The 18,042-nt window shown below is 57.1% G+C and carries 17 protein-coding genes; 12 read left to right on the top strand and 5 right to left on the bottom strand.

Translation table 11 applies throughout. The features are described 5' to 3' along the window. Positions 1-220 precede the first annotated feature (220 nt). The 6 genes from mmuP (at position 221) to tauD (ending at position 6,201) form a co-directional block, all read left to right on the top strand. Positions 221-1,630 carry an S-methylmethionine permease gene (gene mmuP, locus H7R76_RS18335; RefSeq protein WP_106928121.1) on the top strand — a complete coding sequence of 470 codons (1,410 nt, stop codon included), beginning with the start codon at positions 221-223 and terminating at the stop codon, positions 1,628-1,630. Then, entirely contained in the window at positions 1,617-2,549 is a 933-nt protein-coding gene (gene mmuM / locus H7R76_RS18330; RefSeq protein ID WP_106928119.1) for a homocysteine S-methyltransferase, read from the top strand. Before mmuP ends, mmuM begins: the two co-directional genes overlap by 14 nt. Before the next feature lie 236 nt (positions 2,550-2,785). Beyond that, positions 2,786-3,751: a taurine ABC transporter substrate-binding protein gene (gene tauA, locus H7R76_RS18325; RefSeq protein WP_106928117.1), complete on the top strand. Its 966-nt coding sequence runs from the start codon at positions 2,786-2,788 to the stop codon at positions 3,749-3,751. A 10-nt stretch (positions 3,752-3,761) separates the two neighbouring features. Further along, positions 3,762-4,529 carry a taurine ABC transporter ATP-binding subunit gene (tauB, locus tag H7R76_RS18320; protein ID WP_106928115.1) on the top strand — a complete coding sequence of 256 codons (768 nt, stop codon included), beginning with the start codon at positions 3,762-3,764 and terminating at the stop codon, positions 4,527-4,529. Next, positions 4,526-5,353 (top strand): taurine ABC transporter permease TauC, encoded by an 828-nt coding sequence (tauC, locus tag H7R76_RS18315; RefSeq protein WP_106928113.1) that lies wholly within the window; start codon positions 4,526-4,528, stop codon positions 5,351-5,353. Before tauB ends, tauC begins: the two co-directional genes overlap by 4 nt. Continuing rightward, positions 5,350-6,201 carry a taurine dioxygenase gene (tauD, locus tag H7R76_RS18310; RefSeq protein WP_182929406.1) on the top strand — a complete coding sequence of 284 codons (852 nt, stop codon included), beginning with the start codon at positions 5,350-5,352 and terminating at the stop codon, positions 6,199-6,201. The genes tauC and tauD overlap by 4 nt, the downstream gene beginning before the upstream one ends. 96 nt (positions 6,202-6,297) lie before the next feature. Here tauD and olsF read toward each other — a convergent pair whose 3' ends face one another. Next, positions 6,298-8,004 (bottom strand): bifunctional ornithine lipid synthase OlsF, encoded by a 1,707-nt coding sequence (gene olsF, locus H7R76_RS18305; RefSeq protein ID WP_182929407.1) that lies wholly within the window; start codon positions 8,002-8,004, stop codon positions 6,298-6,300. A gap of 111 nt (positions 8,005-8,115) precedes the next feature. Continuing rightward, positions 8,116-9,090, bottom strand: coding sequence for a porphobilinogen synthase (gene hemB / locus H7R76_RS18300; protein WP_065357864.1), 975 nt, complete (start codon positions 9,088-9,090; stop codon positions 8,116-8,118). A 393-nt stretch (positions 9,091-9,483) separates the two neighbouring features. Here hemB and H7R76_RS18295 point away from each other — a divergent pair, with 393 nt between their 5' ends. Continuing rightward, positions 9,484-10,110, top strand: coding sequence for a helix-turn-helix domain-containing protein (locus tag H7R76_RS18295; protein ID WP_106928106.1), 627 nt, complete (start codon positions 9,484-9,486; stop codon positions 10,108-10,110). On the opposite strand, the gene ampH is transcribed toward H7R76_RS18295, so the two are convergent. After that, entirely contained in the window at positions 10,107-11,270 is a 1,164-nt protein-coding gene (gene ampH, locus H7R76_RS18290) for a D-alanyl-D-alanine-carboxypeptidase/endopeptidase AmpH (protein ID WP_182929408.1), read from the bottom strand. The two genes, H7R76_RS18295 and ampH, sit on opposite strands and share 4 nt — an antisense overlap. A 330-nt stretch (positions 11,271-11,600) precedes the next feature. Here ampH and sbmA point away from each other — a divergent pair, with 330 nt between their 5' ends. Further along, entirely contained in the window at positions 11,601-12,824 is a 1,224-nt protein-coding gene (gene sbmA / locus H7R76_RS18285) for a peptide antibiotic transporter SbmA (RefSeq protein WP_182929409.1), read from the top strand. A gap of 33 nt (positions 12,825-12,857) precedes the next feature. After that, on the top strand, positions 12,858-13,964 hold the full coding sequence (locus H7R76_RS18280; RefSeq protein ID WP_106928100.1) for a DUF1615 domain-containing protein: 1,107 nt from the start codon (positions 12,858-12,860) through the stop codon (positions 13,962-13,964). On the opposite strand, the gene H7R76_RS18275 is transcribed toward H7R76_RS18280, so the two are convergent. Then, positions 13,961-14,263 carry a DUF2755 family protein gene (locus tag H7R76_RS18275; protein WP_106928098.1) on the bottom strand — a complete coding sequence of 101 codons (303 nt, stop codon included), beginning with the start codon at positions 14,261-14,263 and terminating at the stop codon, positions 13,961-13,963. The genes H7R76_RS18280 and H7R76_RS18275 overlap by 4 nt on opposite strands. Before the next feature lie 249 nt (positions 14,264-14,512). Between H7R76_RS18275 and H7R76_RS18270 the strand changes: the two genes are divergently transcribed. After that, positions 14,513-14,707, top strand: a complete 195-nt coding sequence (locus tag H7R76_RS18270; RefSeq protein WP_106928096.1) for a DUF2754 family protein — start codon at positions 14,513-14,515, stop codon at positions 14,705-14,707. A gap of 98 nt (positions 14,708-14,805) precedes the next feature. On the opposite strand, the gene ddlA is transcribed toward H7R76_RS18270, so the two are convergent. Then, the gene (gene ddlA / locus H7R76_RS18265; protein ID WP_106928094.1) at positions 14,806-15,906 is read right to left on the bottom strand and encodes a D-alanine--D-alanine ligase; all 1,101 of its coding nucleotides are present in this window, start codon (positions 15,904-15,906) and stop codon (positions 14,806-14,808) included. Between the two features lie 275 nt (positions 15,907-16,181). Here ddlA and H7R76_RS18260 point away from each other — a divergent pair, with 275 nt between their 5' ends. Both H7R76_RS18260 and H7R76_RS18255 read left to right on the top strand, forming a co-directional pair. Then, complete coding sequence (locus H7R76_RS18260; RefSeq protein ID WP_106928092.1) at positions 16,182-17,381, top strand: multidrug efflux MFS transporter; 1,200 nt, start codon at positions 16,182-16,184, stop codon at positions 17,379-17,381. A gap of 302 nt (positions 17,382-17,683) precedes the next feature. Next, complete coding sequence (locus H7R76_RS18255) at positions 17,684-17,947, top strand: sigma-S stabilization anti-adapter protein IraP (protein ID WP_182966022.1); 264 nt, start codon at positions 17,684-17,686, stop codon at positions 17,945-17,947. The last annotated feature ends 95 nt before the right edge of the window (positions 17,948-18,042 follow it).

The following is an 18,042-nucleotide window of genomic DNA, read 5'->3' as shown; positions in this document are numbered from 1 at the left end:
ATGATATGTTTGTGGGGCAATATCCCATCAATCCTGTAATAATGGGATATCAATAATTTAATTATTGTCTTTCTTTCAATTTTGATGATGCAATCCATTCTATGGATTGCATCGTTTGCTTGAGTCGATCGTCGTTGGCCGTTTTGCAATTTACACACAATCGTTGTATAACTCCCTTCTTATTTGGATGTTTAGATGTCCATACGTTTAGAAGGTAATAATGCAAAACACAACACAACAACAAGGTGGGCAGCTCAAGCGCACCATGAAAACCCGCCACCTGATTATGCTGTCGCTGGGTGGCGTGATTGGCACAGGGCTCTTTTTTAATACCGGCTATATCATCTCGACGACCGGCGCGGCAGGTACGCTGCTGGCCTATCTTATTGGCGCGCTGGTAGTCTGGCTGGTGATGCAGTGCCTCGGTGAGCTGTCGGTGGCCATGCCGGAAACGGGCGCGTTTCACCTTTACGCGTCGCGCTATCTTGGCCCGGCAACCGGCTACACCGTTGCCTGGCTCTACTGGCTGACGTGGACGGTTGCGCTGGGTTCCAGCTTTACCGCCGCCGGGTTCTGTATGCAGTACTGGTTCCCCCAGGTGCCGGTGTGGATCTGGTGCCTGCTGTTCTGCGTGCTGATTTTCGGCCTTAACGTTATCTCGACCCGCTTCTTTGCCGAAGGTGAATTCTGGTTCTCGCTGGTGAAGGTGATTACCATCATCGCGTTTATCGTACTGGGCGGCGCGGCTATCTTTGGGTTTATCCCGATGCAGGACGGTTCACCCGCGCCGGGGCTGCATAACCTCACCGCCGAGGGCTGGTTCCCGCACGGCGGGCTGCCGATTCTGATGACCATGGTAGCCGTCAACTTTGCTTTTTCCGGCACCGAGCTTATCGGTATCGCCGCCGGGGAAACCGAGAACCCGCACAAAGTGATCCCGGTGGCGATTCGCACCACCATCGCGCGGTTAATTATTTTCTTTATCGGCACCGTATTCGTGCTGGCCGCGCTGATCCCGATGCAGCAGGCAGGGGTCGAAAAAAGCCCGTTCGTGCTGGTATTTGAGAAAGTGGGTATTCCTTACGCAGCGGATATCTTCAACTTCGTGATCCTGACGGCGATTCTGTCGGCGGCCAACTCCGGCCTGTACGCGTCCGGGCGGATGCTGTGGTCGCTGTCCAACGAACGGACGCTGCCGCGCTGCTTCTCGCGGGTGACGCAAAACGGCGTGCCGCTGGTGGCGCTGTCGGTGAGTATGCTCGGCGGCCTGCTGGCGCTGTTCTCCAGCATTGTCGCGCCGGATACTGTGTTTGTGGCGCTGTCGGCGATTTCCGGTTTTGCGGTGGTGGCGGTATGGATTAGTATCTGCGCCTCACACTTTGTTTTCCGCCGCCGTCACTTACAGCAGGGCAAAGCGCTGAGCGAGCTCCACTATCGCGCGCCGTGGTACCCCGCGGTACCGGTGCTCGGGTTTGTGCTCTGCGTCGTGGCCTGTCTGGGGCTGGCCTTTGACCCGTCGCAGCGTATTGCGCTGTGGTGCGGGATTCCATTTGTGGCGCTGTGCTATGGTGCCTATTACTTAACGCGTTCACGTCAGACCCAACAGGAGCCGCAGCATGCCGCTGAATAATCCGTTAACCGCCATTCTGAGCGATCGCCCGTTTGTACTGCTCGATGGTGCAATGGCCACCGAACTGGAGGCGCGCGGATGCGACCTCGCAGACAGCCTGTGGTCGGCAAAAGTGCTGATGGAAAACCCGCAGCTGATTTATGACGTACACCTCGACTACTTCCGCGCCGGGGCGCAGGTGGCCATCACCGCCAGCTACCAGGCTACGCCGGATGGCTTTGCCGCTCGCGGGCTGGATGAAAGCCAGTCGCGGGCGCTGATTGCCAAAAGCGTCGAGCTTGCGCGCCAGGCACGCGATGCCTATCAGGCTGAAGATCCGACGGCGAAAGGGCTGCTGATTGCCGGTTCCGTTGGGCCTTACGGTGCTTATCTGGCGGACGGTTCGGAGTACCGCGGTGATTATCAGCGCAGTGCCCAGGTATTCCAGGACTTCCACCGCCCGCGCGTTGAGGCGTTGCTGGAGGCGGGCGTTGACCTGCTGGCCTGTGAAACGTTGCCATCGTTTGACGAGATTCGCGCTCTGGCGCAGCTGCTGGCGGAGTATCCGGTGGCTCAGGCGTGGTTCTCTTTCACCCTGCGCGATGCGCAGCATCTTAGCGACGGCACGCCGATACGTGACGTGATTGCGCTGCTGGCGGACTATCCGCAAATTCTGGCGGTAGGTATTAACTGCATCGCGCTGGAAAACACCGTTGATGCGCTGGAATACCTGCACAGCCAGACGCCGTTGCCGCTGGTGGTCTACCCGAATTCAGGTGAGCACTACGATGCGGTGAGCAAAACCTGGCATCACCACGGCGAGGCCTGCGCCACGCTGGAAGGCTACCTGCCGCAGTGGCTGGCCGCGGGAGCGAAGCTGATTGGCGGGTGCTGTCGCACCACGCCAAAAGATATTGCGGCGCTGAAAGCCCATTGCTGAACTGAGTACACGTAGGCCTGATAAGCGCAGCGCCATCAGGCGCTCCGGCGCAGATAGCCGGATGGCGGCATAGCCTTATCCGGCCTACATGACCACAGTGAATCCCGCCTACAGACTATCCTTTGCCATTTTTCTTCTAAAAACGAATTGGAATTAACAAGCATTTTTAATTCCTTTATCAAACACCCCACGCCAATAAATACTGCCCATATAACAAGACATGGGAGCAGGACATTATGGCAATCGCATCGCGTTTCACCGTTATCGCCGCTACGTTGGCACTGTTGGCCTTCCAGGCGCAGGCCGTGGACGTCACCATCGCTTATCAAACCTCCGCCGAGCCCGCCAAAGTGGCGCAGGCGGACAACACCTTCGAAAAACTGAGCGGCGCGAAGCCGGACTGGCGCAAGTTTGACAGCGGCGCCAGCATCGTCCGCGCGCTGGCCTCCGGCGATGTACAGATTGGCAACCTCGGCTCCAGCCCGCTGGCGGTCGCCGCGAGCCAGCAGGTACCGATTGAGGTGTTCCTGCTGGCCTCAAAGCTGGGCAATTCTGAAGCGCTGGTGGTGAAAAAGGGGATAACGAAGCCGGAAGATCTGATCGGTAAACGCATCGCCGTGCCGTTTATTTCTACCACCCACTACAGCCTGCTGGCGGCGCTCAAACACTGGGGCATCAAGCCTGGTCAGGTACAAATTCTCAACCTCCAGCCGCCGGCGATTATTGCCGCCTGGCAACGTGGCGACATTGACGGCGCCTACGTGTGGGCACCGGCGGTGAATGCGCTGGAAAAAGACGGCACCGTGTTGACCGACTCGTCGCAGGTCGGCGAGTGGGGCGCGCCGACGCTTGACGTGTGGGTGGTGCGCAAAGATTTTGCTGAGAAACACCCGGACGTGGTGAAGGCTTTCGCCAAAAGCGCGATTGACGCCCAGCGCGGCTATATCGATAACCCAGAACAATGGCTGGCGCAGCCGGACAATATCAACAAGCTGGCGCGTTTGAGCGGCGTACCGGCATCGGACGTACCGGGGCTGGTGAAGGGGAATACCTATCTGACCGCTGAACAGCAGGCGCAGGCGCTGAATGGCCCGGTCAACAAAGCCATCGTCGACACCGCGCAGTTCCTCAAAGAGCAGGGCAAAGTCCCGGCGGTGGCGGGCGATTATCGCCAGTATGTGACCGACCGTTTTGTGAAGTAAGGAGGCCATGATGCTGCAAATCTCGCATCTCAGCGCCGAGTACGGTGGTAAACCGGCGCTGGAGGATATCGATCTCACGCTGGACAGCGGGGAGCTGCTGGTCGTGCTCGGCCCGTCCGGCTGCGGCAAAACGACGCTGCTGAACCTGATTGCCGGATTCGTGCCGTATCAGCACGGCAGCATCATCCTCGACGGAAAACGCGTGAGCGGGCCGGGAGCCGATCGCGGTGTGGTCTTTCAGAATGAGGGCCTTCTCCCGTGGCGCAATGTGCAGGATAACGTCGCATTAGGGCTACAGCTGGCAGGCGTTAACAAAGAGGCACGCCGCGAGACGGCGGCGCAGATGCTGAAAAAGGTCGGGCTGGAAGGCGCGGAAAAACGCTTTATCTGGCAGCTCTCCGGCGGCCAGCGTCAGCGCGTTGGCATAGCCCGGGCGCTGGCCGCCAACCCACAGCTGCTGCTGTTGGATGAGCCGTTCGGCGCGCTTGACGCCTTTACCCGCGAGCAGATGCAGACGTTGCTGCTGCGGCTGTGGCATGAGACGGGTAAGAAAGTGCTGCTGATTACCCACGATATTGAAGAAGCGGTGTTTATGGCAACCGAGCTGGTTCTGCTGTCGCCGGGGCCGGGTCGCGTGCTGGAACGTTTGCCGCTCGACTTCGCCCGCCGCTTTGTGGCCGGTGAATCCTGCCGCAGCATTAAATCCGACCCGCGGTTTATTGAACAGCGCGAGTACGTGCTGAGCCGGGTGTTTGAACAACGGGAGGCCTTCTCATGAGCGTGGTGATTAACGATAAACCGCGCCAGCGCGCGCTGGCGCTACGCTGGCCGTTTTCGCGCCATCTGACCCTGAGCGTGCTCACCCTGGCGGTGCTGCTGGTGGTGTGGTGGGCGGTGGCGGCCGCGCAGCTGATAAGCCCGCTGTTTCTGCCATCGCCCGTACAGGTACTGACTAAGCTGCTGACCATCGCCAGCCCGCAGGGCTTTATGGACGCCACGCTGTGGCAGCATCTGGCGGCAAGCCTGGGACGGATTCTGGTGGCCCTGCTGGCGGCAACGATCGTCGGGATCCCGGTGGGCATCGCGATGGGATTAAGCCCGACCGTACGCGGGATCCTCGATCCGATTATCGAACTGTATCGCCCGGTGCCGCCGCTGGCCTATCTGCCGCTGATGGTTATCTGGTTTGGTATTGGCGAAACGTCGAAAATCTTACTGATTTATCTGGCTATTTTCGCACCGGTCGCTATGTCGGCGCTGGCGGGAGTGAAGAGTGCGCAGCAGGTGCGTATCCGCGCCGCGCAGTCGCTGGGCGCCAGCCGCGCGCAGGTGCTGTGGTGGGTGATTTTACCGGGGGCACTGCCGGAAATATTAACCGGCCTGCGCATTGGTTTAGGCGTTGGCTGGTCGACGCTGGTGGCCGCCGAGCTTATTGCCGCCACCCGCGGCCTGGGCTTTATGGTGCAATCCGCCGGGGAGTTTTTAGCGACCGATGTGGTGCTGGCAGGTATTGCCGTTATTGCAATAATCGCTTTTGGTCTGGAACTGGGTCTGCGTGCGCTTCAGCGTCGCCTGACCCCCTGGCATGGAGAAGTACAATGAGTGAACGTCTGGCGATAACCCCGCTGGGGCCTTACATCGGCGCGCAGGTTTCCGGTGCGGATCTTACCCGCCCGCTGAGCGACAATCAGTTTGAACAGCTGTACCACGCCGTGCTGCGCCATCAGGTAGTCTTTTTGCGCGAGCAGCAGATTACCCCCGAACAGCAGCGCGCGCTGGCCCAGCGTTTCGGTGATTTGCATATTCACCCGGTGTATCCCCATGCGCCGGGTGTGGAAGAGATTATTGTCCTGGATACCCACGACGATAATCCGCCGGATAACGATAACTGGCACACCGACGTCACCTTTATCGAGACGCCGCCTGCCGGGGCGATTCTGGCGGCGAAGGAGCTGCCATCTACCGGCGGCGATACCCTGTGGACCAGCGGCATTGCCGCCTTTGAGGCGCTCTCCGCGCCGCTGCAGGCGTTGCTGAGCGGTCTGCGCGCCGAGCACGACTTCCGTAAATCGTTCCAGGAATACAAATACCGTAAAAACGAAGAGGAGCACCAGCGCTGGCTGGAGGCGGTGGCAAAACACCCACCGCTGCTACACCCGGTGGTGCGCACGCATCCGGTGACCGGCAAGCAGGCGCTGTTCGTTAACGAAGGCTTTACTACCCGAATTGTTGATGTGACGGAGAAAGAGAGCGAGGCGCTGCTGGGCTTCCTGTTTGCCCACGTGACGAAGCCGGAGTTTCAGGTGCGCTGGCGCTGGCAGCCGAACGACGTGGCCATTTGGGATAACCGCGTCACGCAGCATTACGCCAACGCCGATTATCTGCCGCAGCGACGCATTATGCACCGGGCGACCATTCTGGGAGATAAGCCGTTTTATCGTGCGCCGTGAGTTCCTGACAGGCGCCGATTGTCGGCCGGATAAGCGTAGCGCCATCCGGCATAATACGGCACCGTGCCGGATGGCGGCGTAAACGCCCTGTCCGGCCTACAAACCTAAATGCGCGCCGATATACCGCTGATACCGATTCGCCTTCAGATAGGTTAAATCCACCAGCACCAGCCCATCCACGCAGTTGTTAAACGCCGGATCGCTGCCAAAATCGATAAACTGTACGCCGCCGGGTTCACAGACTTCTGAATACTGTTTGTAGAGCGGTGGAATGGCGCAGCCGAGGTTGCCCAGCAGCGATTTCAACCGCGTCAGATCGTCGCTGTAGTCTTCTCCGCCAAACTGCGCCAGCACGTCGGGTAGCGACGCCGGGTAAGGACGGCGCGATTCGGCCAGCGGATGCGTGGCCGGGAACCACAGACGATAAAACGCCACCAGCAGATCGCGCGCCGACGGCGGCAGGCCGCCGGAAATCGATACCGGGCCGAACAGATAGCGATAGTGCGGGTAGCGCGCCAGGTAGGCGCCGATGCCGGACCACAGGTAGTCCAGCCCGCGTCGGCCCCAGTAGCGCGGCTGAATAAAGCTGCGCCCCAGCTCAATGCCGTGCTGGAGAATGTCGTCCATGCGTCGATCGTAGTGGAACAGGCTGTAGCTGTAGATGCCTTCCAGGCCGCGCTTTTCCAGCTGCATCGCGGTGGGCATAAAGCGGTAGGCGCCGACAATTTCCAGATCGTCTTCATCCCACAGAATCAAATGCAGATAGTCATCATCATAGCCGTCCACATCGCGGCGCTTGCCGCTGCCTTCGCCTACGGCACGAAAGGCAATCTCACGCAGCCGGCCCAGCTCGCGCAGCAGCGGCGCCTCTTCCTGGCCGTTGCGCTGCCACAAATAGATGGCCTTACCGTCCGCGGTGCGTCCCAGACATTCCGCCTGGCTCAGTTCACGCTTGAGCAGAGCGCGGGGCTCCGGGCGGGCGATGGCGCTTTCGGTTTTAAACACCCCCGGCAGGCCCTTGCCGAGGCGCTGTACGTGACGGTAGCAGCGCTCGGTCATCTCGCGCGGGGTGGAATGCGCGTTAAACCACTCAGATCCGCTAATTTGTTCGCCGATTGTCACCGGCAGACGGCTGTTACGCCGCCGGAACATCTGCTGCATGAGCAGCAGCAGCGGCAGATTTTTAGACAGCAGTGCGCTGACGTAAAACAGCGCGCTGTTGTGCGCATCAATCCACACGGGCAGCAGCGGGGCGCGGTATTTTGCGGCCAGTTTGATGAATCCCGAGTGCCATTTTTTGTCGCGGATACCGCGAGGCGTCAGGCGCGAAACTTCGCCGGCTGGGAAGAAGATCAGCACGCCGCCGTTGTGCAGCTGGTTGTCCATTTGCTGGAGCGCCGATTTTGCGGTGCGGCCATTGATGTTATCCACCGGGATAAACAGCGAACTCAGCGGCCCAAGATGGGTCAGCATACGATTAGTGACGACTTTAACGTCGCGGCGAACGCGGGAGACGGCATAGAGCAGCGCCAGGCCGTCGAGGGTGCCGGTAGGGTGGTTGGCGATAATCACCAGCGGGCCCTGCTCGGGGATTTGTTCCAGGCTACGTACCGGGATATCGCAGTGGATATTGAGGTGCTCCAGCACCTGCTCGACCGTATCCAGCCCCTTCAGGTGGCGATGGAGGTCGGCGAATTGCTGAAATTCGGCTTCATGCAGCAGCGTACGCAGTATTTTCTTTTGCCAGGGGGCAGGCCTTGCTTCCGGCCACAGGTCGTCGATAACGTTGTCGAGACTAAACATAGCGGCTCCTCCTCTGTCCTGCTGTGACAGTAGAAGCGCGAGATGTCGTTTAGATGGCGGTTTGGTGACGTTTTATGACAAAACGCCCCGCAAAGCGGGGCGTTAAGGGGATTAACGCAGAATTTTCTTTTCGGCTAAATCGAGGGCGAAATAGCTAAAGATGAGATCCGCGCCCGCGCGTTTAATGGCGCCAAGGCTTTCGAGGACCACTTTTTCTTCGTCAATGGCGCCAGCCTGGGCGGCGAATTTGATCATCGCGTATTCGCCGCTGACCTGGTAGGCGCCAATCGGCAACTCGGTGCGCTCGCGGATATCGCGCAGGATATCAAGGTATGCGCCAGCCGGTTTGACCATCAGGCAGTCGGCGCCCTGGGCTTCATCCAGCAGAGACTCACGGATCGCCTCGCGGCGGTTCATCGGGTTCATCTGGTAGGTTTTACGGTCGCCCTTCAGCGCGGTACCCGCCGCTTCACGGAACGGGCCGTAGAAAGAAGACGCGAATTTGGTGGAGTAGGACATAATGGCGGTATCGGTAAAGCCCGCCGCGTCCAGCGCCTGGCGAATGGCCTGCACCTGACCGTCCATGGCGGCAGAAGGGGCGATAAAGTCCGCGCCCGCCGCGGCGGCTACGACCGCCTGTTTGCCGAGGTTGGCCAGCGTCAGGTCGTTGTCCACGCCGTGATCGCACAGCACGCCGCAGTGGCCGTGCGATGTGTATTCGCAGAAGCAGGTGTCGGACATGACGATCATTTCCGGCACGGTTTGTTTGCAGATGCGCGACATGCGCGCCACCAGACCGTCTTCTTTCCACGCATCGCTGCCGGTATCGTCGGTATGGTGTGAAATTCCAAAGGTCATCACCGAGCGAATACCGGCGTTAGCAATGCGTTCAATTTCGCGCGCCAGATGTTTTTCTGGAATGCGCATCACGCCCGGCATGGCTTCGATGGCTTTGTAATCGTTGATTTCTTCTTCAACAAAGATCGGCAACACCAGGTCGTTTAAGCTCAGTGTTGTCTCTTCAAACATAGCGCGCAGCGCAGCGGATTTGCGCAGGCGGCGGGGGCGATGGAGTAAGTCTGTCATGGTATGCCTGATGTTTGTGAAACAAGGACGTCTATTGTAACCGAATCAGGGAGAAGATGTTTTACTAAAGTGGTGGTTTTACGTGACGTACGGCCCGGCGGGCATCGGAGGCATGACGTTATTCCTTAACGCCTTTTGCGGAGCATAAATAATTAATATCTATTGCTTCACCTGAATGTATTTTTAATATTTATTGCATTATTGATCTGGGGGGGAAATAACGTTGACTGAAACCTTTTTTTGATTTTTTTTACTGTACTCAGAGTGAAAGTTTTTTATTATGTTGAGCAGGTGCTTTTTCGGACCTTGAGCATACAGAGTCGGACTGTTTTCTGTATTGATTAGAACGCTATGCCCGTCACGAAGATGGGTGTCATTGCATGGATCGCAAATATGCCTTATTTAACCAAGCCGCATGACGAGTTTGTCACGCTGGATAAACATCTGGCGCCGCGTGGCGTGAGCTTTAACCTGATGCCGGGGCAGCGCTTGCTGTCGGATGAGCAATCGCTGAGCGACACGACGATCGTGTTGCAAAAAGGCGCGGTGTCGCTGCATCGGCAAAACCACGCGATTCTCTTTGGCGTGGTCCAGGGGCCGTCAATCTTTGGTCTCGCGGCGGCGGCTAGCCCGATTCATCATTATTATTCGCTCACGGCCGAAGTCGAATGCCGGGGCTATTCCCTGCCGGCAAAAGAGACGCTGCAGTGTCTCGACCGCTATCAGCTGTGGCGAGAAGCCTTTTATTGGATGGCCTGGCAAACCCGGCTGCTGGAGCTGCGCGATAAGCAGCTGATTGGCGCTAATCATTATCATCAGATCCGCGAGACGTTATTGATGATGCTCGGCTGGGACGATAATTTACGCTCACGTATTGGTGTGCTGAATTATATTCAGCAGCGTACTCGAATTTCGCGATCGGTTATTGCCGAGGTGCTGGCGGCGCTGCGCAAGGGCGACTATATCCAGATGGAAAAAGGCAAACTCGTGGGCATCACGCGTTTGCCTTTGGAATATTAAGAGGCGGGAATGACGTCGGCTTTATTGCCGCTCAGTTCGGTCACCAGTTCGTTAATTCCGTCGCTCATATTGACGAAGCGGGTGAGTGGCGAACGGGTGACGACCACAAACGCGCCGACGTTAGACTGCGGAATCATCGCCATATAGGTGATAAAGCCGCCGCCGCCGCCGGTTTTCTGAATAATACCCGGGCGACCGTTTTTCGGCGCCATATAGACCCAGCCCAGGCCCAGCGCGTCGGCGTGGCCCGGCACGTCCATGCCGATCACGCGGGTCAGCTGGTTGCGCTTGTAGACCAACGTCTGCATGCGGTCAGCCTGGCTGCTGCGGCGGTAGAAGTCGGATGACAGATACTGCTGCATCCAGCGCATCATGTCGCCCGGCGTTGAATAAACGCCGCCGCTGCCCATTGCCGCCAGCGTGTTATTACACGGGCTGGCGCCTTTCTCTGCCACCATCAGACGGCCGCACTGGTCCGGCGACGGCGTAAAGGTGGTGTCTTTCATGCCCAGCGGGCGGGTGATTTGCTCTTCGAACAGCTGCGGATACGGCTTGTGCGCGGCGTTGCCCAGCGCGTCGGCCAGCAGGTCAAAGGCGAGATTAGAGTAGCTGGCCTGCGATCCCGGCGCGGCGTGCAGTTTTGCCGTCGACAGGTAGCTCCAGCGCTGAGACTGCGTCGGCCAGACGAAAACCGGGCGATGCGCCGCACCGCCGGGCTGTTCGCGCGGCAGGGAGCTGGTATGGGTCGCCAGATTCACCAGCGTAATCGGTGTGCCGTTATAGGTTGGAACGCTGGCACCCGATGGAGCATATTTGCTCAGCGGATCGTCAAGCTTCACGACGCCCTGGTCGAGCAGCTTAACCAGCATTTCGCTGGTCATCAGCTTGCTCAGTGAGGCAATACGAATCACCGAGTCGAGCTGCGGATGCACGTTGTTGCCCGGCCGGGTTTCGCCAAAGCTGCGAAACACTCGCTGGTTGCCGTCGATCACCACCAGCGCCATGCCCGTCGCGCCGCTACCGTAATAAATATGGTTGGCGTAGCGGTCAACAATATCGGACGCAAACGCGGGAGCGGTGAGGGGCTGGGGTTGCGCAGCCTGCACCGAGGTCAATGACGCCACGCACAGCGCGGCAGAAAAAAACAGACTACGTTTCAACGGAAGCATCCATGAATTGAAATGGGAAAGTAACGCGTATTTATACTAAAAATACCGCGAATCGGCACCAGGCACAGCGCCATAAATCGGTATGATAGCGGGAAAAACGTAACCGAGCGTAAATACGCTGATTATTCATCGCAGTGAATACGCACTTTTGTGATCCGGCGCGTATGATAGTGACAGCGACCGCCGGCGAACTCTGGCGACATTTTCCGGTCTGATAGCACGTTACATTGCTTAATACCTCTTTACGGTAAAAACGATCCGTAGCGGTATTCTGTTGTCACAGCATAAAGCAAAACCATAAGAAGTAAGCAGGAGAGCACTATGTTTAAGTCTTTTTTCCCCAAGCCGGGACCCTTTTTTCTCTCGGCGTTTATTTGGGCAATGATTGCGGTCATTTTCTGGCAGGCGGGCGGCGGCAGCTGGCTGCTGCGTCTCACCGGCGCAAGTGCCGATGTGCCGATTAGCGCTGCGCGCTTTTGGTCGCTGAACTACCTTGTGTTCTACGCCTACTATCTGATTTGCGTTGCGCTGTTTGCCGGCTATTGGTTTATCCGCAGCCCGCACCGCTGGCAGTACTGGTCGATTCTGGGCACTGCGCTGATTATCTTCGTAACCTGGTTTATGGTCGAAGTGGGGGTTGCCATCAACGCCTGGTATGCGCCGTTCTACGATTTGATCCAGACCGCGCTGGCTTCGCCGAACAAGGTATCGATTAATCAGTTCTATCAGGAGATCGGTATCTTCCTCGGGATTGCGCTGATTGCCGTCGTGATTGGCGTGCTGAACAACTTCTTCGTGAGCCACTATGTTTTCCGCTGGCGTACCGCGATGAACGAACACTACATGGCCCACTGGCAGCACCTGCGCCATATTGAAGGGGCGGCCCAGCGTGTGCAGGAAGACACCATGCGCTTCGCCTCGACGCTGGAGGATATGGGCACCAGCTTTATCAATGCCATCATGACTCTGATTGCCTTCTTGCCGGTGCTGGTGTCGCTTTCCGCGCACGTACCGGACCTGCCGATTGTCGGCCACGTCCCGTATGGGTTGGTGATTGCCGCGATCGTCTGGTCGCTGATGGGGACCGGGATGCTGGCGGTGGTGGGGATTAAGCTGCCAGGGCTGAACTTTAAAAATCAGCGCGTCGAAGCGGCTTATCGTAAAGAGCTGGTCTACGGTGAAGATGACGCCACTCGCGCGACGCCGCCGACCGTACGCGAGCTGTTCAGCGCGGTGCGCCGCAACTATTTCCGCCTCTATTTCCACTATATGTACTTCAACATCGCCCGCATTTTGTACCTGCAGGTCGATAACGTTTTCGGCCTGTTCCTGCTGTTTCCGTCGATTGTTGCCGGTACGATTACGCTCGGTCTGATGACGCAGATAACCAACGTCTTTGGTCAGGTACGCGGATCGTTCCAGTACCTGATCAGCTCCTGGACCACGCTGGTGGAACTGATGTCCATCTACAAACGTCTGCGCAGCTTCGAGCGAGAGCTGGATAATAAAGATCTGCCGGATGAAGTCGTTCAGCCGCAGAGCTAAGCGATAACCCTTTATTTTTGATAAGGATAGCCCATGGCGATAGCCACAACGCGGTACCGTTCGTTTTCTCTTACCCTGCTGGCTGCCGCGCTATTAAGCGCCTGTACCAGCCAGCAGGCGCCCACGCTGAAAGAGGGCGAAAAACCGGTTGATGTGGCAAGCGTCGTGCGGCAAAAAATGCCGGCCAGCGTAAAGGACAGGGATGCCTGGGCGCAGGCGCTGGCGAAAACCTTCGACAGCCAGAAGCTGGCACCTACGGAAGAAAACATCTGTGCGGTGCTGGCGGTGGCGCAGCAGGAGTCGAACTACCAGTCCGACCCGGCGGTGCCGAACCTTAGCAAAATAGCCTGGCAGGAGATCGACCGGCGGGCAGAGAAGATGCATATTCCGGTCTTTCTGGTACACACCGCGCTGAAAATTAACTCGCCGAATGGCAAAAGCTACAGCGAGCGATTGGACAACGTGAAAACCGAAAAGCAGCTGAGCGCGATATTTGATGATTTCATCGGCATGGTGCCAATGGGACAGAAGCTGTTTGGCTCGCTGAACCCGGTACACACCGGCGGCCCGATGCAGGTCAGCATTGCGTTTGCCGAGCAGCATCAGGACAACTACCCGTGGAGAATGAGCGGCACCGTACGCCAGGAAGTGTTCTCCCTGCGCGGCGGTCTGTGGTTTGGTACATACCATCTGCTGAATTATCCGGCTAACTATACGGCGCCGATTTACCGCTTTGCCGACTTTAACGCCGGCTGGTACGCCAGCCGCAACGCCGCGTTCCAGTACGCGGTCAGTAAGGCGACCGGCGTGAAGCTGGCGCTGGACGGCGACGTGATCCTCTATGGTAGCGATGAGGCGGGCAGCACGGAGATGGCGGTCAGAAAGCTGGCGGATAAGCTGTCACTGAGCAACAGCGAGATCCACCGCCAGCTGCAAAAAGGCGACAGCCAGGCGTTTGAAACGACCGCACTGTATAAAGGCGTCTACAAGATTGCCGAGCAGAAGGCCGGTAAACCGCTGGCCAGAGAGATGCTGCCGGGGATTCAGCTGGAAAGCCCGAAAATCACCCGCCAGCTAACCACGGCGTGGTTTGCTAAACGGGTGGACGAACGTCGCGCCAGATGTATGGCGATCCGCTAATCGTGGTGGCGCAGACGGCGCACCAGTGACACCACGCCAAGGATGGCGCAGCCTGCGAGGAACGGCACCAGGCCGAACAGCGTGCCGACGCCGAGCCCAATTTCCACGCGCGGACGGCCGTTGTCCTGTATCTGCATCAGGTGCTCATAAATACCGGGCGCGTGCAGCACCAGCGACAGCAGCTGAGCCCCCACCGAAAAACAGAGCAGTACGAACAGCACGTACGCCAGATTGCCGGAGGCGGAGGATGCCTTTTTCTTCCCACTGAACATGAGTTTTGACAAAGTGAAATCTGTCATTGGGACCCCCAGAATGACATAAATACGGACGATTGCGGGTTGCTGAGTTCAGTGTGGCAGCAGACGGCGGTTGTCAATATCGGATTTATGGTAAATTTTGAGCAGGAATATTCCTGGTTTTGCCCGCCGATTCGCCGATTTCCCCCTTTTGCTTAACGTTAAATCCATTTAACATCTGCAAACTGCCGTTCACACCACAGACGCTGTCACGGGTTTATGGCATCCTGTTTTTTTTCTGCTGGAGCCGTTATGAACCTGCCTGTAAAAATCCGCCGCGACTGGCACTACTATGCGTTTGCCATTGGTCTTATTTTTATTCTTAACGGGGTTGTGGGCCTGCTTGGGTTTGAAGCGAAGGGTTGGCAAACCTATGCCGTGGGGATGGTGACGTGGGTGATTAGCTTCTGGCTGGCGGGGTTTATTATTCGTCGTCGGGAAGAATAGCCGCATTGCTGGGTAGGCCTGATAAGCGTAGCGCCATCAGGCTGATGGCGCAGGTTGCCGGATGGCGGCTTTGGCTTATCCGGCCTACAGCGGTGGCGTTAGCCGTTCATCGATGTTTTCAGCGCCTTATCGGCCTGATGGCGTTCCAGCGCCAGCTCAATCAGACGGCTAATCAGCGAGGTGTAGTCGAGACCGCTGGCCTGCCACAGTTTCGGATACATGCTGATGTTGGTAAAGCCCGGTAGGGTGTTGATTTCGTTAATCACGACGTCATTGTCGGCGGTGAGGAACACGTCGACGCGCGCCATGCCGCAGCAGCCCAGGGTCTGATAAGCGTCAATTGCCACGCGGCGGATTTTATCGTTCACTTCAGCGGAGATAGCCGCCGGTACCACGACTTTCGCACCGTTATCGTCGATGTACTTAGTGTCATAAGCGTAGAACTCGCTGTTCAGCACAATTTCGCCGCAGGTGCTGGCCTGTGGATCGTCGTTACCCAGCACGGCGCATTCAATTTCACGCCCTTTAATGCCTTGTTCCACCACCACTTTATGGTCGAATTCAAATGCCAGCGCCACGGCTTTGGCGTACTGTTCGGCATCGTTGACCTTGCTGACGCCGACGGATGAGCCCTGGTTCGCCGGCTTCACAAACAGCGGCAGACCGAGCTTCGCCTGCATATCGGCAAAGGTGAAGCTGTCGCGGTTACGGCGCGTCAGGGTAACAAACGGCGCAATCGACAGCCCGGCGTCGCGCAGCAGGCGCTTAGTGACGTCTTTGTCCATGCAGGCGGCAGAGCCCAAAACATCAGAGCCAACAAACGGCAGGTTCGCCATGCGCAGCATGCCCTGCAGCGAGCCATCCTCACCCAGCGTGCCGTGCACAATCGGAAAAATCACGTCGATTTCATCGAGCGGCTGGCCGCTGGCGGCGTCGATCATCTGCTGATGCTCGCGGCCAGGAATATGGGCCAACGTCGTCGTGGAAGGGCGCAGCGCAATACGGGCCGGGTCCTGCGCGTTCAGCAGATAGTTCTGTGCGTCGCTGATGTGCCACTGACCCTGTTTGTCGATGCCGAGCAGCACGACGTCAAAACGCGTTTTATCAATCGCTTCTACGATATTCTTCGCGGACTGTAGGGAGACTTCGTGCTCCGCCGATTTGCCGCCAAAAACAATCCCAACCCGCAACTTTGCCATTCTCTAATTCCATCCGTTCCAAACGCAAAGCACATAACATACCACGCGCGCTGCGGGGTATCTGCCTTTTCCATCTTGTTCGGCGTAAATCTTGCGCAGACGCTAAGGATAAGTCACTAGTGAACGGCGGTTTTCTCGTGACATAAATCACACAAATGGGCTAATCGACTGATAAAATTCTGAAATAATCGATTGAGCATCTCTGACAATACGGTGAGACGGGCAACTTGCTAACCTGACAGTCTGTCCTCGTTAACAGAAGTACGCGCGTTTTTATGGAATCCTGGAAGGTTAACCTTATCTCCGTCTGGTTCGGCTGTTTTTTCACCGGGCTGGCGATTAGCCAAATTTTGCCTTTTTTACCGCTCTACGTGGCGCAGTTGGGGGTCACCTCGCACGAATCGCTGTCCATGTGGTCGGGCTTGACCTTCAGCGTCACCTTTCTGGTGTCGGCCATCGTATCGCCGATGTGGGGCAGCCTTGCCGATCGTAAAGGGCGCAAGCTGATGCTGCTGCGCGCCTCGTTGGGGATGGCAGTAGCCATTCTACTGCAGGCGTTTGCCACTAACGTCTGGCAGCTGTTTTTCCTGCGCGCCGTGATGGGTTTAACCTCCGGTTATATCCCAAACGCCATGGCGCTGGTGGCTTCGCAGGTGCCGCGCGAGCGCAGCGGCTGGGCGCTCAGTACGCTGTCGACGGCGCAGATCACCGGCGTTATCGGCGGGCCGCTGCTCGGCGGCTTTCTTGCCGACCACGTCGGCCTGAGGATGGTGTTCTTTATCACCGCGTTTTTGCTGCTGGTGAGCTTTATGGTCACGCTGTTCCTGATTAAAGAGGGGGCCCGGCCGGTACTGGAAAAAGGCGAGAAGCTCAGCGGCAAGGCGGTGTTTGCCTCGTTGCCCTATCCGGGGCTGGTGATCAGTCTGTTCGTCACCACCATGGTCATTCAGCTGTGTAATGGATCGATTAGTCCGATTCTGGCGCTGTTTATTAAATCAATGTCGCCGGACAGCACCAATATCGCTTTTTTAAGCGGCATGATCGCTGCCGTTCCCGGCGTATCGGCGCTGATGTCTGCGCCGCGCTTGGGCAAGCTCGGCGACCGTATCGGTACCGCGCGTATTTTACTCGGTACGCTAGCCTTCGCCGTGGTGCTGTTCTTCGCCATGTCGTTTGTGACCACGCCGCTGCAGCTGGGCATTCTGCGCTTTATTCTGGGCTTTGCCGATGGCGCGATGCTGCCCGCGGTGCAGACGCTGCTGCTTAAATATATCAGCGAGCGTGTGACCGGCCGTATATTTGGCTATAACCAGTCGTTTATGTACCTGGGTAATGTGGCCGGGCCGCTAATTGGCGCGTCAATTTCTGCTATGGCGGGATTCCGTTGGGTATTTATGGCCACCGCGGTGATTGTGTTGATTAACCTTTGGCAACTGGCGGTAATGCTGCGACGGGCGCAGCCGACGCGACAGTAATATTGTGCGGACGAGGGAATTATTCTCCTGGCGTTATTCCCTCGTTTTATTCTTTTCTTATTCAACTTTGAGCTATAGCATTGCATTATTATGCGAGCAAAACGTTTCGCTGACTGCGTAAGAAACTAATATCATGATATTCATGGGGATTATATTTTTGCGGGTTCCACTTGCAGAATTGTCTGGATGTTGTAATTCTATTCGTGCTTGCTAGAGGGGAATAGAACCGTCTGTTTTTCTGGTCTATTTATTTTTTCAGGGCTGGCGTCCTGCTTATTGCCGTCATACAAGGAAAATGCGCGATGAAAAATTTCATTGCTGAATTGCTGGTGAAACTGGCCGAAAAGGAAGATCAGGCAAACGCGCTACGTATTCAGGTTGATGCGCTGGAAGTGGTGGTAACCACGCTATTGCTGCATATGAAGAATACGCCCGACGGCGCGTTAGATAACGACATTGCCGTGGTGCTGAATAAGCTCGCACCGTCAGAAACGTCCACCGATCATCATCACGAATTATTATATAACCATGTACAACGGTTATTTCGCACCCCCGAAAAAGGGTAGGTGCCTGCTTATTAAGTGTGGTCATTAAACTGTCATACTCTTTTCTTACAGTCTCCGTGTTTCCTTTTTTAAGTATTTGTACATGGAGAATCTCA

This window comes from Klebsiella sp. WP8-S18-ESBL-06 (assembly GCF_014169755.1).
Classification (GTDB): Bacteria; Pseudomonadota; Gammaproteobacteria; order Enterobacterales; family Enterobacteriaceae; genus Kluyvera; species Kluyvera ascorbata_B.
This window is presented reverse-complemented; position numbering and strand designations above follow the sequence as displayed.

Coding starts and splice junctions, on each gene's coding strand:
- tauD (WP_182929406.1), top strand. CDS start 5,350: ATGAGTGAACGTCTGGCGATAACCCCGCTGGGGCCTTACATCGGCGCG.
- H7R76_RS18260 (WP_106928092.1), top strand. CDS start 16,182: ATGGAATCCTGGAAGGTTAACCTTATCTCCGTCTGGTTCGGCTGTTTT.
- H7R76_RS18295 (WP_106928106.1), top strand. CDS start 9,484: ATGCCTTATTTAACCAAGCCGCATGACGAGTTTGTCACGCTGGATAAA.
- tauA (WP_106928117.1), top strand. CDS start 2,786: ATGGCAATCGCATCGCGTTTCACCGTTATCGCCGCTACGTTGGCACTG.
- mmuP (WP_106928121.1), top strand. CDS start 221: ATGCAAAACACAACACAACAACAAGGTGGGCAGCTCAAGCGCACCATG.
- tauB (WP_106928115.1), top strand. CDS start 3,762: ATGCTGCAAATCTCGCATCTCAGCGCCGAGTACGGTGGTAAACCGGCG.
- H7R76_RS18280 (WP_106928100.1), top strand. CDS start 12,858: ATGGCGATAGCCACAACGCGGTACCGTTCGTTTTCTCTTACCCTGCTG.
- mmuM (WP_106928119.1), top strand. CDS start 1,617: ATGCCGCTGAATAATCCGTTAACCGCCATTCTGAGCGATCGCCCGTTT.
- hemB (WP_065357864.1), bottom strand. CDS start 9,090: ATGACAGACTTACTCCATCGCCCCCGCCGCCTGCGCAAATCCGCTGCG.
- sbmA (WP_182929409.1), top strand. CDS start 11,601: ATGTTTAAGTCTTTTTTCCCCAAGCCGGGACCCTTTTTTCTCTCGGCG.
- H7R76_RS18275 (WP_106928098.1), bottom strand. CDS start 14,263: ATGACAGATTTCACTTTGTCAAAACTCATGTTCAGTGGGAAGAAAAAG.
- H7R76_RS18255 (WP_182966022.1), top strand. CDS start 17,684: ATGAAAAATTTCATTGCTGAATTGCTGGTGAAACTGGCCGAAAAGGAA.
- H7R76_RS18270 (WP_106928096.1), top strand. CDS start 14,513: ATGAACCTGCCTGTAAAAATCCGCCGCGACTGGCACTACTATGCGTTT.
- tauC (WP_106928113.1), top strand. CDS start 4,526: ATGAGCGTGGTGATTAACGATAAACCGCGCCAGCGCGCGCTGGCGCTA.
- olsF (WP_182929407.1), bottom strand. CDS start 8,004: ATGTTTAGTCTCGACAACGTTATCGACGACCTGTGGCCGGAAGCAAGG.
- ddlA (WP_106928094.1), bottom strand. CDS start 15,906: ATGGCAAAGTTGCGGGTTGGGATTGTTTTTGGCGGCAAATCGGCGGAG.